The sequence below is a fragment of the Micromonospora sp. NPDC049044 genome (genome assembly GCF_040649215.1).
Lineage (GTDB): Bacteria > Actinomycetota > Actinomycetes > Mycobacteriales > Micromonosporaceae > Micromonospora.
Genome location: NZ_JBEZFA010000061.1, coordinates 18,740 through 33,178 on the forward strand (window position 1 = coordinate 18,740; position 14,439 = coordinate 33,178).

Here is a 14,439-nt window from a genome sequence, read left to right on the forward strand (position 1 = left end):
ACGTGTGCCGCGCCACACGCCCGCCAGAGTGTACGGCTAGTGACTGGGAAAGTGGTGTACGAGGTCCACCCCGTCCCGAGCAGCGCTTATCGGAGGTTGTCACTGTGCCGTACGGGGCGCCCGGGACGGACGCGGCAAACTCGCTCGGTACGCCCGTTAGGCTGCTGGACAGGATGACAGCCGCTCGACGAAAGGACAGCGCCAGTGCTCGTGGCCGGCTTTCCCGCGGACGCCTACGGCACCAACTGCTACGTGGTTGCCACCGCGCCGGGGGAGCAGTGCGTGGTGGTCGACCCCGGGATCGGGGTGCTCGACCAGCTCGACGCGCTGCTCGCCGAGCACCGCCTGCATCCGGCCGCCGTGCTGCTCACCCACGGCCACCTCGATCACACCTTCTCGGTCGCGCCGGTCTGCGGTGCGCGCGGCATCACCGCGTACGTGCATCCCGGTGACCGGGAGATGGTCGCCGACCCGGCCAAGGGCCTCTCCGCCGACCTGAGGGCGCTCTTCGGCGGCCGGTTGACCTACACCGAGCCGGAGGACGTGGCCGAGCTGACCGACGGCGCCACCCTCAGCCTCGCCGGCCTGGAGATCGCCGTCGACCACGCCCCGGGTCATACCGGCGGGTCGGTGCTGTTCCGGCTGCCCGGCGCGGGCTCGGGCTGGGAGGCGGACGAGATCTGCCTGTCCGGCGACGTCCTCTTCGCCGGGTCGATCGGCCGCACCGACCTGCCGGGCGGGAGCATGCCGGCCATGCTCACCAGCCTGCGCGACAAGGTGCTCCCGCTTGCCGACGACACGGTCGTGCTGCCCGGCCACGGCCCCAGCACCACCATCGGCCGCGAGCGCGCCAGCAACCCGTACCTCATGAAGGTGGCTGGCACGTCGCCGGCCGCTCCCACCCGGGGCCTCTAGATCCTCGTCCGCGCCGCGCGCGGACCCACGACACCACCGCGCCGTGGGCGCGGCACCGCAAGGAGTACGCCGATGAGCAAGCCCACGCCCATCTCCGGCTTCCCGGAGTGGACCCCCGGTCAGCGGATGATCGAGCAGTTCGTGCTCGACAAGATCCGGACCACGTTCGAGCTGTACGGCTTCGCGCCGCTGGAGACCCGCGCGGTGGAGCCGCTGGACCAGCTGCTGCGCAAGGGCGAGACCTCGAAGGAGGTCTACGTGATCCGGCGGCTGCACGCCGACGCCGAGGGCGGCGGTGGTGACGACCAACTCGGCCTGCACTTCGATCTGACAGTGCCGTTCGCCCGCTACGTGCTCGAGAACGCGGGCAGGTTGACCTTCCCGTTCCGGCGCTACCAGATCCAGAAGGTGTGGCGGGGGGAGCGGCCGCAGGAGGGCCGCTACCGTGAGTTCGTCCAGGCCGACATCGACATCGTCGACCGGGACACCCTGGCCCCGCACCACGAGGCGGAGATGCCGCTCGTCATCGGCGACGCGTTGCGGTCGCTGCCGATCCCGCCGGTGACCATCCAGGTGAACAACCGCAAGATCTGGGAGGGCTTCTTCCGCGGCGTCGGGGTGACCGACCCGGAGGCGGCGCTGCGTACCGTCGACAAGCTCGACAAGATCGGCCCGGCCAAGGTGACCGAGTTGCTGGCCCAGACGGCCGGGGCGAGCGAGGCGCAGGCCAAGGCGTGTCTGGCGCTCGCCGAGATCTCCGCGCCGGACGCCTCGTTCGCCGACGCCGTACGCGCGCTCGGGGTGAGCGACCCGCTGCTGGACGAGGGCGTCGAGGAACTGGTCCGGGTGGTGCAGACCGCGGCCGAGCACTCGCCCGGCCTGTGCGTGGCGGACCTGCGCATCGCCCGTGGCCTGGATTACTACACCGGCACCGTCTACGAGACCCAGCTGCGCGGCTATGAGCGGTTCGGCTCGATCTGCTCCGGAGGCCGGTACGACAACCTGGCCAGCGCCGGTGCCACCTCGTACCCCGGGGTGGGTATCTCGATCGGCGTGACCCGGCTGCTCGGGTTGCTGTTCGGCGCCGGTGACCTGTCGGTCTCCCGCTCGGTGCCCACCTGCGTCCTGGTGGCGTTGGCCGACGAGGAGCACCGCCCGGCAAGTGACCGGATCGCGGCGGCGCTGCGGGCCCGCGGCATCGCCACCGAGGTCTCGCCGAGCGCGGCGAAGTTCGGCAAGCAGATCCGTTACGCGGAGCGGCGCGGCATCCCGTACGTCTGGTTCCCGGGTGCCGACGGGGGGCCGGACGAGGTGAAGGACATCCGCTCCGGTGCGCAGGTCACGGCGGGTGCGCAGGAGTGGGTGCCACCCCTGGCGGACCTCCGGCCGGTGGTCAGCTGACTCTCCCCACTGGCGCTCATGGCCACGGGGACCTACGGTAGCGTAAGTTACGCCACCGTAGGGAGTTTCTCGTGACCATGAGCACCACGCTTAGCCAGACCGCGCTCCTCGTCGAGTTGGAGCCGGTGGTTGCCCGCAACCTCGACCGCCACCTTTCGCTGGCCAAGGAGTGGTTCCCCCACGAGTACGTGCCGTGGAGCGAGGGGCGGACCTTCGACGGGCCGCTCGGTGGCGAGGCGTGGTCACCTACCGACTCCACGATTCCCGACGTGGCCCGCACCGCGCTGATCGTGAACCTGCTGACCGAGGACAACCTGCCCTCGTACCACCACGAGATCGCCACCCTGTTCGGCCGGGACGGCGCGTGGGGCACCTGGGTGCACCGGTGGACCGCGGAGGAGGGCCGGCACGGCGTCGCGATCCGCGACTACCTGACGGTCACCCGGGCGGTCGACCCGGTGGCGTTGGAGCGGGCCCGGATGACGCACATGTCCGAGGGCTACACGAACGCCCACGGCGACGAGGTGCTGCACTCGCTGGCGTACGTGTCGTTCCAGGAGTTGGCCACCCGCATCTCGCACCGGAACACCGGCAAGGCCACCGGCGATCCCGCCTGCGAGGCGCTGCTGGCCCGGGTGGCCGCCGACGAGAACCTGCACATGGTCTTCTACCGCAACCTGCTCGCCGCCGCGTTCGAGCTGGCCCCGAGCCAGGCCATGCGGGCGGTCGCCGACGTGGTGGCCGACTTCCAGATGCCGGGCGCCGGCATCGACGGGTTCGCCCGCAAGTCGGTGGCGATCGCCCTGGCCGGCATCTACGACCTGCGCCAGCACCGGGACGAGGTGCTCCAGCCGGTGCTGCGCCAGTGGGACGTCTTCAACGTGACAGGTCTCGACGCCGACGGCGAAGCCGCCCGCGAGCAACTCGCCGCCCAACTGGACAACCTGGACCGCGCCGCGACCCGCTTCGAGGAAAAGCGCGACGCCCGAGCCGCCCGCCTAGCCCTCCGCTAACCCCCACCCACCTGCCCCCACCCCACCCCACCCCGACCCGCCCCGGCCGCCCCGCCCCGGCCCGGCCCGGCCCGTTGATCATGAAGTTATTGCCACTCGCGTCGGCGTGTCGTGGCAATAACTTCATGATCGACGCAGAGGGGGGTGGGGGGCGGGGGCGGGGGCGGGGTTAGGGGAGGGGGAGGAGGAGGCAGGTGCTGGTGGCGTGGGCTATCAGGCGGGAGTTGGCGTCGGTGATGCGAGCCTCGGCCAGGGCCGTGCGGCGGCCCCGTTGCAGCACCGTGCCCGCGCAGCGCAGCGTGCCACTGTCGACGGTGACCGGACGGAGGAACTTCACGTTGAGGTCCAGCGAGGTGTAGCCGACGCCGGCCGGCAGGGTGGTGTGCACGGCGCAGGCCGCGGCGGTGTCCAGCAGCGTCGAGAGGACGCCGCCGTGAACGCTGCCGAGCGGGTTGTAGTGGAACTCCTGCGGGGTCAGCTCGACGACGACCTGACCTTCCTCGGCCGCCATCCGGGCCATGTCGATGAGGTGCATCACCGGCGGCGTGGCCAGCTCGCCGGCGATCATCGACCGGATCATGTCGAGGCCGCTCAGTTTACCGATCTGGGCGGCGTTGAGCGCCGGGTCCGCCCAGGTGAAGGTGCGGCTGCGCGCCGGTTCCTGCGTTTGCGTCATGAACCGCAGCCTGGCAGCAGGTTGCTGAGTCTGTCAACGAGACTTAGCCTGGCCGGATGCGACCCACGGCACTCGACTGGTCGGTGGAGAACTGCACGATCACCCGCGCGATGGAGATCCTCGGTGAACGGTGGACCCTGGTGGTGCTCCGCGAGGTGTTCACCGGCGTACGCCGGTTCGACGACATGCGGGTGCGCACCGGCATCCCCCGGCAGGTGCTCACCAACCGACTGGGCACCCTTGTGGAGCAGGGCGTGCTGCGCCGCGAGCCGTACCGGGAGCCGGGCAGCCGGCTGCGCCACGAGTACCGGTTGACCGAGAAGGGCCTGGATCTCTGGCCGGTCCTGGTGGCCGTGCTCGGGTGGGGTGACAGGTACCTCGCCGACCCCGAGGGGCCGCCGCTGACCGTCACCCACCGTGACTGCGGTGCCCGGGTGTTCGTCGAGTTGCGCTGTGCCGACGGGCATGACGTGCGGCCGGCGCGCGACGTGCTGCCCCGTCCCGGGCCGGGCGCCCGTCGTCGTACCCCCTGACCGACGGCGTCGCGCCGGCAGCGCGGCAGGACATCGACAGTCGTGCGCGCCGCGACCGGATCCGATGTGACGGTGGCTGTGCGCAAGCGTGTCGCGGGTGTTGCGGAGATGTGGCCGGCAACGTTCGCCGAATCCGGGCCGAATCAAGCCTTGTCAATGATCTTAAGTATGTGAATACTTCAGTGCACTTGGCCGGTTTCCCCAGATCGGCCGGGTTGTCATCGGGTCAGCCGGCCTCGGCGAGACCCGCTCCCCCGCCCAGGAGGTTGTTACATGCGACCCACGAGGTCCACATTCCGTGTTGCGGCCACTGTCGCCGTTTCCGGAAGTCTGGTCGTCGGCGCGCTCATCGGCGCACCCGCCCAGGCCGCACCCGCCGCCTCGCCCGACGCCGCCGCCGCGCTGTCCGCGCAACTCGGCGACCGCTCGGCCGGCTCGTACCTCGACGCCAGCGGCAGGTCCGTCGTCACGGTGACCGACGCGGCCGCCGCCAGCGCGGCGAACAAGGCCGGCGCCGTCGTCCGTTACGTCACCCGCGGTGCCGGCGAACTCAACCGGGCCACCGCCGAACTGGAGCGCTCCGCCAAGATCCCGGGCACCGCCTGGTGGAGCGACCCGATCACCAACCAGGTGGTCGTCTCCGTCGACAGCACCGTCACCGGCGCCAAGCTGGAGCGGGTCAAGGCTGCCGCCGCGCGCGCCAACGGCGCGGTGCGGGTCGAGGCCGAGGCCGGCGTGCTCAGCACCCGCATCTCGGGTGGCCAGGCCATCTACACCGGCGGCTACCGCTGCTCGCTCGGCTTCAACGTGCGCAGCGGCAGCACCTACTACTTCCTGACCGCCGGGCACTGCACCAACCTCGGCACCAACTGGTACTCGAACTCCAGCCAGACGACCCTGCTGGGCACCCGTTCCGGCACCAGCTTCCCGGGCAACGACTACGGCATCGTGCGGCACAGCAACTCCGCGAACGCCGCCGGCAACGTCTACCTCTACAACGGCAGCTACCGGGACATCACCGGCTCCGGCAACGCGTCGGTCGGTCAGTCGGTGCAGCGCTCGGGCAGCACCACCGGCCTGCGCAGCGGCTCGGTGTCCGCGACCAACGCCACGGTGAACTACGCCGAGGGTTCGGTCTCCGGCCTGATCCGCACCAACGTCTGCGCCGAGGGTGGCGACAGCGGCGGCTCGCTCTTCTCCGGCGGCACCGCGCTCGGCCTCACCTCCGGCGGCAGCGGTAACTGCAGCAGCGGCGGGACGACCTACTTCCAGCCCGTCACCGAGGCCCTGAGCCGCTACGGCGTCAGCGTCTTCTGATCGATTCACCGCCCGCGGGTCGCCGGAATCCTCCGGCGGCCCGCGCCGCGCGTCCGGGGCCAGGGCCGTCCGCCCCGGCGCCGACGCCCGCGCCGCCTCAGGCGAGGCGATCCCGCCCGTCGGTGGGCAGCAGGGGATCCGGGGGTACGACACCTGTCGTCGGCAGGGCGGGCCCGAGCGCCGTGGCGCCGTCGGTGGCCCCGGCGAGGTGTGCCCGTCGGGCGGCGAGGACCGCCAGCAGCGGCCAGAGTGACACGCCCACCGCCGTCACCCGTTCGGCCAGGCCGGTCCGGGATCCGCTGGTCACCTCGAACGCGAACCACCCGAAGAGGGCGAGCAGCACGAGCGTGGCGCTCAGCGCGACGCCCCGCCGAAACGCCCAGGGCGGCTGCGGGCTTCGCGGATGTGCGGCGTCCGGGCCCCGCGGCAGCCGCAGCGCCGACCCGGCGGGCCAGAGCGCCAGCGCCAGGACGGCGATGGTGGCCGCGATGCCGTGGCTGAGTGAGCCGCCGACGGCCGGCCGGGGAAAGGCGACAAGCGCGATGGTCGCCACGCCGCCGACGGCGAGCAGGAATCGGCTGGGCAGCCCGGCCGCGTGCAGCACCGCGGCGATCGCCAGGTAGCAGCAGCCGAGCAGCAGCAGACAAGTGATCATGATCCAGGAGTCGGTGGCGTCGTGCCCCGCCAGTTCGCTGATGGTGTCGCGAACCGGGTCGTACCCGGCCGGCTGGCGGGCACCCGCGACCGTCCAACCGCCCACCAGCAGCACCGGCGCGGCCACCGCGGTGGCGACGCCCCAGTTTGGTACGGCGCGCATTCGGCCACGTTAACCGGCGCGGCGGCCCGGCGAGCCGGGTTCGCCAGGCTGCCCACCGGGGAAGCGCGCGGCCTGCCGCCTGCTCACCTGCGAATCGTGCCGGCCTGCCGGGTGCCCCCGAGGTGGGGCGGCCAGCCCTGACAGAATGCCGGTGAGGACTGTTCCACGATGAGGAGTTGCCAGCCGTGATCCGTACCCACAATGCCGGAAGCCTGCGCGCCGCGGACGCCGGCTCGACGGTGACGCTCGCCGGGTGGGTGGCCCGCCGGCGCGACCACGGCGGGGTCATCTTCGTCGACCTGCGCGACGGCACCGGCGTCGTCCAGGTGGTGTTCCGCGAGGAGGACGCGCACGCGCTGCGCAACGAGTTCTGCGTGAAGGTCGTCGGCGAGGTGACCCGCCGGCCGGGCGGCAACGAGAACCCGGAGCTGCCCACCGGTGAGGTCGAGGTGACAGTCACCGAGCTGGAGGTGCTCTCCGAGGCCGCACCGCTGCCGCTGCCGGTGGACGACCAGATCGAGGCCGGCGACGACATCCGGCTCAAGTACCGCTACCTGGACCTGCGCCGCAGCGGGCCGGCGAACGCCCTGCGGCTGCGCTCGCGGGCCAGCCACCTGGCCCGGGGGGTGCTGCACGAGCGGGACTTCCTGGAGATCGAGACGCCGACGCTGACCCGGTCGACGCCCGAGGGCGCCCGCGACTTCCTGGTCCCGGTGCGCTTGCAGCCCGGCAGCTGGTACGCGCTGCCGCAGTCGCCGCAGCTGTTCAAGCAGCTGCTGATGGTCGGCGGCATGGAGCGGTACTACCAGATTGCCCGCTGCTACCGCGACGAGGACTTCCGGGCCGACCGGCAGCCCGAGTTCACCCAGCTCGACATCGAGATGTCCTTCGTCACCGAGGACGACGTGATCGACCTCGGTGAGGCGATCGTCTCGACGCTCTGGAAGGACCTCGCGGGGCACGAGATCAGCCAGCCGATCCCGCGGATCACCTGGCACGACGCGATGGCCCGGTACGGCTCGGACAAGCCGGACCTGCGCTACGGCGTCGAGTTGACCGAGCTGACCGACTACCTGCGCGGCACGCAGTTCCGGGTCTTCGCCGGCGCGATCGACGCGGGCGGCTACGTCGGCGCGGTGGTGATGCCCGGCGGCGCGGCGCAGAGCCGCAAGGAGCTGGACGGCTGGCAGGACTGGGCCAAGGCGCGTGGTGCCCGTGGCCTGGCGTACGTGGTGCTGGACGCCGAGACCGGCGAGGCGCGCGGGCCGGTGGCGAAGAACCTGTCCGCCGAGCACCTGGGTGGGCTCGCCGACGCGGTCGGCGCCAAGCCGGGTGACGCGGTCTTCTTCGCCGCCAGCACGAACACCCGGGAGGCGCAGGAGCTGCTCGGCGCTGCCCGGGTCGAGATCGCCAAGCGGTCCGGCCTGATCGACGAGAGCGCCTGGGCGTTCTGCTGGGTGGTCGACGCGCCGATGTTCGAGAAGACCGACGAGGGTGGCTGGACTGCCGTGCACCACCCGTTCACCTCGCCGAACGCCGAGTGGGTGGACCGGTTCGAGGAGGCCCCGGACCGGGCCCTGGCGTACGCGTACGACATCGTCTGCAACGGCAACGAGATCGGCGGCGGCTCGATCCGTATCCACCGGGGTGACGTGCAGAAGCGGGTCTTCGACCTGCTCGGCATCACTCCCGAGGAGGCGCAGGACAAGTTCGGCTTCCTGCTGGAGGCGTTCAAGTACGGCGCCCCGCCGCACGGCGGCATCGCCTTCGGCTGGGACCGGGTCTGCATGCTTCTCGCCGGCGCGGACTCGATCCGCGAGGTCATCGCGTTCCCGAAGACCCGGGGCGGCTTCGACCCGCTGACCGGCGCGCCGACCCCGATCACCGGCCAGCAGCGCACCGAGGCCGGCATCGACGCCAAGCCGAAGCCGCCGGCCACCGCCCACACCGGCACCGCCGGCCCGGCCGCTCCGGTGGCCGACCCGGTCTGACCCCCGCCCGTTTGGTTGATCAAGAGGTCTGCGTCATCATCGCCCCGCGGGATGACGCAGACCTCTTGATCGATGGTGGGGGAGTGGGCGCGGATGCGGGTGCTCGTTGTCGGGGGTAGCGGGTTTCTGGGACGTACGGTCTGCCGGCGGGCCGTCGACGCCGGGTTGTCGGTGGTGGGGAGCTTCCACTCCGGTTCGATGGACGTGCCGGGGGTGGCGGCGCGGCGGCTGGACGTGACTGATCGGGCCGCGGTGCGCGCGCTGGTCGCCGAGGTGCGGCCGGACGCGGTCGTCGGGACCCCCTACCGGTACGGGGACTGGGCGGTCACCGCCGACGGGGCGGCGCACGTGGCGGTCGCCGCCGCCGAGGTCGGTGCCCGACTGGTGCACGTGTCGAGTGACGCGCTGCACGCCGGTCGTCCCACGCCGTACGCCGACGACGACCCACCCACCCCGGTGCACGCGTACGGGGCCGCGAAGGCGGCGGCGGAGACCGCCGTGCGGGCGATCGACCCGGGGGCGGCAGTGGTGCGTACCTCGCTGATCCTGGGCGAGGGCAGCAAGCAGATCCAGCTCTGCCGGGACGCGCTCGCCGGGCGGGCCGTCCTGTTCACCGACGAGCTGCGTTGCCCGATCGACGTGACCGACCTGGCCGACGCGGTGCTGGAGTTGGTCGCCTCGTCGTACGCGGGTCCGCTCAACGTGGCCGGCCCCGATGCGGTGAGCCGGGCCGACCTGGGCCGGCTGGTCGCCGAGCGGTCTGGTGTGAGCACGGCCGGCCTCACGACCACCACCGGCGCCTCGACCGGCCTGACCCGCCCCCTCGACGTACGCCTCGACAGCTCCCGCGCCGCCGGCCTGCTGCGGACCCGGCTGCGCGGGGTACGCGAACTCCTGGCGCACTGAGAGGAGCGCGGCTGCACACTTCTTATGCACAAGACTTGTGCATAAGAAGTGTGCAGAGATAGTGTGCAGGCATGGAGAACTCCCCACCCGGCAAGCGCGCCGAGCCCCGCCGCGTCGATCTGGACGCGCGACAGGTCCGGGTGCTGGCCCACCCGCTGCGGATGCGGCTGCTCGGCTCGCTGCGAATCGACGGCCCGGCGACCGCGACGGCCCTCGCCGAGAAGTTGGGCACCAACACCGGCGCGACCAGCTATCACCTGCGGCAGCTCGCCGAGGTGGGGCTGGTGGCCGAGGATCCCGACCGGGGCACCGGTCGGCAGCGCTGGTGGCAGGCCGCGCACGACATGAGTCACTTCGAGCCCACCGACTTCGACGACGATCCGGACGCCCGCGCCGCGGTGCAGTGGATCCAGACCGACCAGGTGCGGCTGATGGCCGAGCTGGCCGAGCGGTGGATGGCCGTCGAGCACACCCAGTCCCGTTCCTGGCGCGACGCCGCCGGCATGAGTGACCTGGTGTTGCCGCTCGACCCGGCCCGACTGCGTGCGCTCAGCGACGACCTGTGGGCGGTGCTGCTGCGCTACCGCGACGACGCCGTCGTCGACGCCCCGGACGTCAAGCCCGTGCACGTGTTCCTGGCCGGCTTCCCGCGCCTGGACGAGCGATGGTGAGCGCGAGCAGGGTGAGCGCGCTCTCCGTCCGTCAGGTCCGGCATCGCTACCTGACGCTCTATGGCCTGCGCTGGCTGCCCACGGGTCTGCTGATCCCGGTGATGGTCCTGCTGATGCAGGAGCGGGGCCTGTCGCTGCCGCAGATCGGCCTGGCCTTCACCGCCCAGGGGTTGCTGGTGCTGATGCTGGAGCTGCCCACCGGCGGGCTCGCCGACGCCCTCGGCCGCCGTCCCGTGTTGATCGTCGCCGGGGCGCTCAGCCTCGTCTCGCTGTCGCTGTTCGCGGTGGCCGACTCGTTCTGGATGTTCTTCCTGGTCTACGCCGTGCAGGGGATCTACCGGGCCCTGGACAGCGGCCCGCTGGAGTCCTGGTACGTCGACGCCACACTGGCCGCCGACCCGAGCGCGGAGTACGAGCGGGGCCTCGGGCACGCCGGCGCGGTCAGTGGCGCGGCCATCGGCGCCGGTGCGCTGCTCAGCGGTGGCCTTGTCGCCCTGGGCCGGATCGGGCCGGTCAGCGCACTCACCGTGCCCGTGCTGGCCGCGATCGTCGCGCAGGCGGTCGCGCTTGTCGCCCTGCTCGTCCTGCTTGTCGAGCAGCGGCCGGCCACCGGGTTCGCGGCGGTGCGGGCCTCGGTGGTCCAGGCGCCCCGGATGATCGGCGAGGCGGTCGGGCTGCTGCGTCGCTCCCGGGTGCTGCTGGCCCTGGTCGCGGTGGAGCTGTTCTGGGGCTTCGGCATGGTCACCTTCGAGTCCCTGCTGCCGGTCCGGCTCGCCGAGGTGATCGGCAACCCGGACCGCGCCGCGGCGCTGCTCGGACCGGCCAGTTCGGCCGCCTGGCTCGCCTCGGCTGCCGGCGCGGCACTGACCCCGCTGTTGCTGCGCTGGCTGGGCGCCGCGCCCGGCGCCGCAATGCTGCGCATCCTGCAGGGTGTGACGGTGGTCGGGATGGGGCTGTTCGCCGGCCCGGTCGGAGTGTTGGCGGCCTACCTGGCCTGCTACGCCGTGCACGGCGCGTCCAACCCGTTGCACAGTGGCCTGTTGCACCGACAGGTCGACGGCCCGTACCGGACCAGCGTGCTCTCCCTGAACTCGATGATGTCGGCACCGGCCGCCGCGCTCGGCGGGGTGGTCCTGACCGCGATCGCCGCCGCCGCCAGCGTCAGCGCCGCGATGGTGGTCGGCGCGGTGGTGCTTGCCGTCGCCGCCCCGCTCTACCTGCCCGCCTGGCGGGCCGGGCGTCGGGCCACACCCGCCGTCGAGCCGACCGCGGTCCCGGTACCCGCCGTCGACCGTTAGCGAAGACCCCTCGCCGGACCGGCCGGAACGCCGGTCAGGCGAGGCGGACCGAGCTGAGCGGGAGAGTGTCGGTGAAGCCGAGCCGACGGTAGAGCCGGGCCGCACCGACGTTGTGCGTGTAGACACCGAGCCCCACGGTGTCGTGGCGGGCCAGCAGCGCCCGGGTCATCCCGGCGGTCAGGGACGCGCCCAGCCCCCGCCCCCGCTGGTCGGGTGCGACGGTCAGGCCGGCGAGGAAACCGATGTCGCCCTGGCTGCGGTCCGCGCCGCACGCCACCAACCGGTCGCCGACCCGGATGCCGTACCAGTCGAGCACCCGGGGGTCGCCGGGGCGGGAGGTGCTGGCGGGGAACGCCTCCTCGACCAGCGCGGCCAGCTCCGGCCGGTCGGCGTCGGTGAGGCGGACGACCGGCTGCTCGTCCGGCTGGGCCGGTGGTGGCGCGGTGGTCCAGTGGAAGTCCCAGTCACTGTGTTCGGCAACCGCCAGCCGGTCGGCCGACAGCGCGCGATCGTGCCGGGGCAGGTGCAGCCGCTGTCCCGGGTGCAGCATCCCGTCGGCGGCGAGCGCGACACAGATCTCCAGCGCCGGTTCGGCCGGGCCGATCGCGCAGCCGGCCGGTCCGTGCTCGGGCGGCACCTGCCACAGCACGGCACCGGCACGCCGGTACGCGCGCACCGGCGCGCTGCGCGGGAGCGCGTGCCGGGCGAACGGGTGGTGGCCGACGGTGGCCAGGACGGCGCTCCGTCCCAGGAGCACCTGGTCGTCGATGATCATGGACACCAGCCTAGGAGCAGCTGCCGCAACGCCCGCGCCGGCCTGGGGCGATGCGACCCCATCCATCGTGGAGATTGACGAGCCGACCGATTGGGTACATCTCGCGCCGACCTACTGGGAACCCCCACCGGAGGACCGACATGCTCGCCATTCTCGCGGCTATCGTCTTTGGCTTCGCGCTGCTGCTCGACCTGCTCAACACCGACTTCGGAGCACCGGACCTGTTCAACTGGAACACGCTCGTGCTCATCGGTCTCCTCCTGCTCTCGCTCTACCTGGCCGGCGTCGGCAGCGGCCCGCGCGGCGGTGGCGGCGGCCGCTGGTACCGGGGCCGGCGCCCCGGTCGTGGCTGACCGGAACCGATCACCGGTGGCGGGCCCACGGCGCGATTCCGGCCCCGTGGGCCCGGCCCGGTACTGTCTTCGTGATGGAGTCCGACGCCCTTTTCTCTCTCGGTGAACCCGCCGGGGCGCGTAGCGCGCCCGACGGTCCTGCCGGCGTCGACGGCTTCACCGCGGTGGCCGACGATTCGCCCCTGCCCGTCCGGATGCGCCCGGCCACCCTCGACGAGTTGGTCGGGCAGGACCACCTGCTCGCCCCCGGTGCCCCCCTGCGGCAACTGGTCTCCGGCGGCGCCCCGATGTCGGTGATCCTCTGGGGTCCGCCCGGCAGCGGCAAGACCACAATCGCGCACCTGGTGGCCGGGGCGACCGACCGCCGCTTCGTCGCCATGTCGGCGCTCTCCGCCGGCGTCAAGGACGTCCGGGCGGTGATCGAGGCGGCCCGTCGCCAGCGCCGCGCGGGCGGCCCGCAGACCGTGCTCTTCATCGACGAGGTGCACCGGTTCAGCAAGACCCAACAGGATTCGCTGCTCGCCGCGGTCGAGGACCGCACCGTCACGTTGCTGGCGGCGACCACCGAAAACCCGTACTTCTCGATCATCTCGCCGCTGCTGTCGCGGTGCGTGCTGCTCACCCTGCAACCGCTCGACGACGAGGCGGTCCGGGGCCTGCTGCGCCGCGCGGTCGCCGACAAGCGCGGCCTGGACGGCGGGCTCACCCTGGCCGCCGAGGCCGAGGACCACCTGGTCCGGCTCGCCGCCGGTGACGTCCGCAAGGCGCTCACCGCGCTGGAGGCGGCGGCGGCCTCCGCCACGGCGGTCGGCGGCGGACGGATCGACCTCGCCACCGCCGAACAGGCCGTCGACGTCGCGGCGGTGCGCTACGACCGCGACGGCGACGCCCACTACGACGTGGTCAGCGCCTTCATCAAGAGCATGCGCGGCTCGGACGTCGACGCCGCGGTGCACTGGCTGGCCCGCATGCTTGTCGCCGGCGAGGACGCCCGGTTCATCGCCCGCCGCCTGGTCATCTTCGCCAGCGAGGACGTGGGCATGGCCGACCCCACCGCGTTGAGCGTCGCCACCGCCGCCGCCCACGCCGTCGAGTACGTGGGGCTGCCCGAAGCGCAGCTCAACCTGGCCCAGGCGGTGATCCACCTGGCCACCGCCCCCAAGTCCAACTCGGCCACCACCGCCATCGGGGCCGCGATCGCCGACGTCCGGGCCGGTCGGGGCGGCCCGGTGCCGCGCGGGCTGCGCGACGCGCACTATTCCGGCGCCCGCGGCCTGGGCCACGGCACGGGTTACCGCTACCCGCACGACGACAAGCGCGGCGTGCTCACCCAGCAGTACGTGCCGGACGACCTGGTCGGCATCGACTACTACCAGCCCAGCCCGCACGGCGCGGAACGGTCGGTGGCCACCCGGCTGCCGGTGCTGCGCCGGATCGTGCGTGGCCTGCCGGCCCCGGCCACCCGTCCGGACACTCCGACAGCCGAGCCGCCGGTAACACCACGGACGGCGTCCGCGCTTCCTGATGAGAACGACCGCGCGACGACGGGCGCGGGCACCTCCGGCACGACGCAGGACAGCGGCGCTGACGCCGCAGGAGAGGGTCAACAGTGAGATCGCGTGGTGGGGACCGCCCGGACGAGGGCCCGGACGAGCGGCGCGATCCCCGCGCCAAGACGCGCCGGTGTGCATCTTGCCCCAGCGCACCCCGTAGGGCGAGTTGAAGTCGTAGCCCTGCAGCGGCAGCAGCCACACCTCGGGCTCGGCGCTGTCC

General features: G+C 72.5%; 14 protein-coding genes and 1 pseudogene. 11 read left to right on the plus strand and 4 right to left on the minus strand.

Features of this window, described 5'->3' with window-relative positions:
* Positions 1 to 204: 204 nt before the first annotated feature.
* From AB0B85_RS31960 to AB0B85_RS31970, 3 genes are all read left to right on the plus strand, one after another.
* Positions 205 to 915 (plus strand): MBL fold metallo-hydrolase, encoded by a 711-nt coding sequence (locus tag AB0B85_RS31960; RefSeq protein WP_357413220.1) that lies wholly within the window; start codon positions 205 to 207, stop codon positions 913 to 915.
* A 72-nt stretch (positions 916 to 987) separates the two neighbouring features.
* Positions 988 to 2,316, plus strand: coding sequence for a histidine--tRNA ligase (gene hisS / locus AB0B85_RS31965; protein WP_357413223.1), 1,329 nt, complete (start codon positions 988 to 990; stop codon positions 2,314 to 2,316).
* A 77-nt stretch (positions 2,317 to 2,393) separates the two neighbouring features.
* Positions 2,394 to 3,329 (plus strand): acyl-ACP desaturase, encoded by a 936-nt coding sequence (locus tag AB0B85_RS31970; RefSeq protein ID WP_357413242.1) that lies wholly within the window; start codon positions 2,394 to 2,396, stop codon positions 3,327 to 3,329.
* 169 nt (positions 3,330 to 3,498) lie between these two features.
* On the opposite strand, the gene AB0B85_RS31975 is transcribed toward AB0B85_RS31970, so the two are convergent.
* Positions 3,499 to 4,005 carry a PaaI family thioesterase gene (locus AB0B85_RS31975; RefSeq protein WP_357413225.1) on the minus strand — a complete coding sequence of 169 codons (507 nt, stop codon included), beginning with the start codon at positions 4,003 to 4,005 and terminating at the stop codon, positions 3,499 to 3,501.
* A gap of 56 nt (positions 4,006 to 4,061) precedes the next feature.
* Here AB0B85_RS31975 and AB0B85_RS31980 point away from each other — a divergent pair, with 56 nt between their 5' ends.
* Positions 4,062 to 4,538, plus strand: coding sequence for a helix-turn-helix domain-containing protein (locus AB0B85_RS31980; RefSeq protein ID WP_357413227.1), 477 nt, complete (start codon positions 4,062 to 4,064; stop codon positions 4,536 to 4,538).
* 273 nt (positions 4,539 to 4,811) lie between these two features.
* Positions 4,812 to 5,855 carry a S1 family peptidase gene (locus tag AB0B85_RS31985; protein WP_357413229.1) on the plus strand — a complete coding sequence of 348 codons (1,044 nt, stop codon included), beginning with the start codon at positions 4,812 to 4,814 and terminating at the stop codon, positions 5,853 to 5,855.
* Positions 5,856 to 5,952: 97 nt separating this feature from the next.
* Here the strand turns inward: AB0B85_RS31985 and AB0B85_RS31990 are convergent, their stop codons facing one another.
* Positions 5,953 to 6,672 carry a DUF998 domain-containing protein gene (locus AB0B85_RS31990; protein ID WP_357413231.1) on the minus strand — a complete coding sequence of 240 codons (720 nt, stop codon included), beginning with the start codon at positions 6,670 to 6,672 and terminating at the stop codon, positions 5,953 to 5,955.
* Positions 6,673 to 6,857: 185 nt separating this feature from the next.
* Here AB0B85_RS31990 and aspS point away from each other — a divergent pair, with 185 nt between their 5' ends.
* The 4 genes from aspS to AB0B85_RS32010 all read left to right on the plus strand — a co-directional run bounded on the left by aspS (position 6,858) and on the right by AB0B85_RS32010 (position 11,538).
* The gene (aspS, locus tag AB0B85_RS31995) at positions 6,858 to 8,663 is read left to right on the plus strand and encodes an aspartate--tRNA ligase (protein ID WP_357413244.1); all 1,806 of its coding nucleotides are present in this window, start codon (positions 6,858 to 6,860) and stop codon (positions 8,661 to 8,663) included.
* Between the two features lie 93 nt (positions 8,664 to 8,756).
* Positions 8,757 to 9,569, plus strand: a complete 813-nt coding sequence (locus AB0B85_RS32000; protein ID WP_357413233.1) for a sugar nucleotide-binding protein — start codon at positions 8,757 to 8,759, stop codon at positions 9,567 to 9,569.
* A gap of 71 nt (positions 9,570 to 9,640) precedes the next feature.
* Positions 9,641 to 10,240 (plus strand): helix-turn-helix domain-containing protein, encoded by a 600-nt coding sequence (locus tag AB0B85_RS32005; RefSeq protein ID WP_357413235.1) that lies wholly within the window; start codon positions 9,641 to 9,643, stop codon positions 10,238 to 10,240.
* Between the two features lie 11 nt (positions 10,241 to 10,251).
* Positions 10,252 to 11,538 (plus strand): MFS transporter, encoded by a 1,287-nt coding sequence (locus tag AB0B85_RS32010; RefSeq protein WP_357413246.1) that lies wholly within the window; start codon positions 10,252 to 10,254, stop codon positions 11,536 to 11,538.
* 34 nt (positions 11,539 to 11,572) lie between these two features.
* Here the strand turns inward: AB0B85_RS32010 and AB0B85_RS32015 are convergent, their stop codons facing one another.
* Positions 11,573 to 12,313 carry a GNAT family N-acetyltransferase gene (locus AB0B85_RS32015; protein ID WP_357413237.1) on the minus strand — a complete coding sequence of 247 codons (741 nt, stop codon included), beginning with the start codon at positions 12,311 to 12,313 and terminating at the stop codon, positions 11,573 to 11,575.
* Between the two features lie 140 nt (positions 12,314 to 12,453).
* Between AB0B85_RS32015 and AB0B85_RS32020 the strand changes: the two genes are divergently transcribed.
* Both AB0B85_RS32020 and AB0B85_RS32025 read left to right on the plus strand, forming a co-directional pair.
* Positions 12,454 to 12,666, plus strand: coding sequence for a hypothetical protein (locus AB0B85_RS32020; RefSeq protein WP_007458297.1), 213 nt, complete (start codon positions 12,454 to 12,456; stop codon positions 12,664 to 12,666).
* A gap of 74 nt (positions 12,667 to 12,740) precedes the next feature.
* Entirely contained in the window at positions 12,741 to 14,279 is a 1,539-nt protein-coding gene (locus tag AB0B85_RS32025; RefSeq protein WP_357413239.1) for a replication-associated recombination protein A, read from the plus strand.
* A gap of 66 nt (positions 14,280 to 14,345) precedes the next feature.
* Here AB0B85_RS32025 and AB0B85_RS32030 read toward each other — a convergent pair.
* Positions 14,346 to 14,439: pseudogene (locus tag AB0B85_RS32030) on the minus strand (M23 family peptidase); the annotation flags it as partial.

Bases quoted from the DNA above. Each gene is read 5' to 3' on its own strand.
- hisS (WP_357413223.1), top strand. From the start codon at position 988: ATGAGCAAGCCCACGCCCATCTCCGGCTTCCCGGAGTGGACCCCCGGT.
- AB0B85_RS31970 (WP_357413242.1), top strand. From the start codon at position 2,394: ATGAGCACCACGCTTAGCCAGACCGCGCTCCTCGTCGAGTTGGAGCCG.
- AB0B85_RS31975 (WP_357413225.1), bottom strand. From the start codon at position 4,005: ATGACGCAAACGCAGGAACCGGCGCGCAGCCGCACCTTCACCTGGGCG.
- AB0B85_RS31980 (WP_357413227.1), top strand. From the start codon at position 4,062: ATGCGACCCACGGCACTCGACTGGTCGGTGGAGAACTGCACGATCACC.
- AB0B85_RS31985 (WP_357413229.1), top strand. From the start codon at position 4,812: ATGCGACCCACGAGGTCCACATTCCGTGTTGCGGCCACTGTCGCCGTT.
- AB0B85_RS31990 (WP_357413231.1), bottom strand. From the start codon at position 6,672: ATGCGCGCCGTACCAAACTGGGGCGTCGCCACCGCGGTGGCCGCGCCG.
- AB0B85_RS32000 (WP_357413233.1), top strand. From the start codon at position 8,757: ATGCGGGTGCTCGTTGTCGGGGGTAGCGGGTTTCTGGGACGTACGGTC.
- AB0B85_RS32005 (WP_357413235.1), top strand. From the start codon at position 9,641: ATGGAGAACTCCCCACCCGGCAAGCGCGCCGAGCCCCGCCGCGTCGAT.
- AB0B85_RS32015 (WP_357413237.1), bottom strand. From the start codon at position 12,313: ATGATCATCGACGACCAGGTGCTCCTGGGACGGAGCGCCGTCCTGGCC.
- AB0B85_RS32020 (WP_007458297.1), top strand. From the start codon at position 12,454: ATGCTCGCCATTCTCGCGGCTATCGTCTTTGGCTTCGCGCTGCTGCTC.
- AB0B85_RS32025 (WP_357413239.1), top strand. From the start codon at position 12,741: ATGGAGTCCGACGCCCTTTTCTCTCTCGGTGAACCCGCCGGGGCGCGT.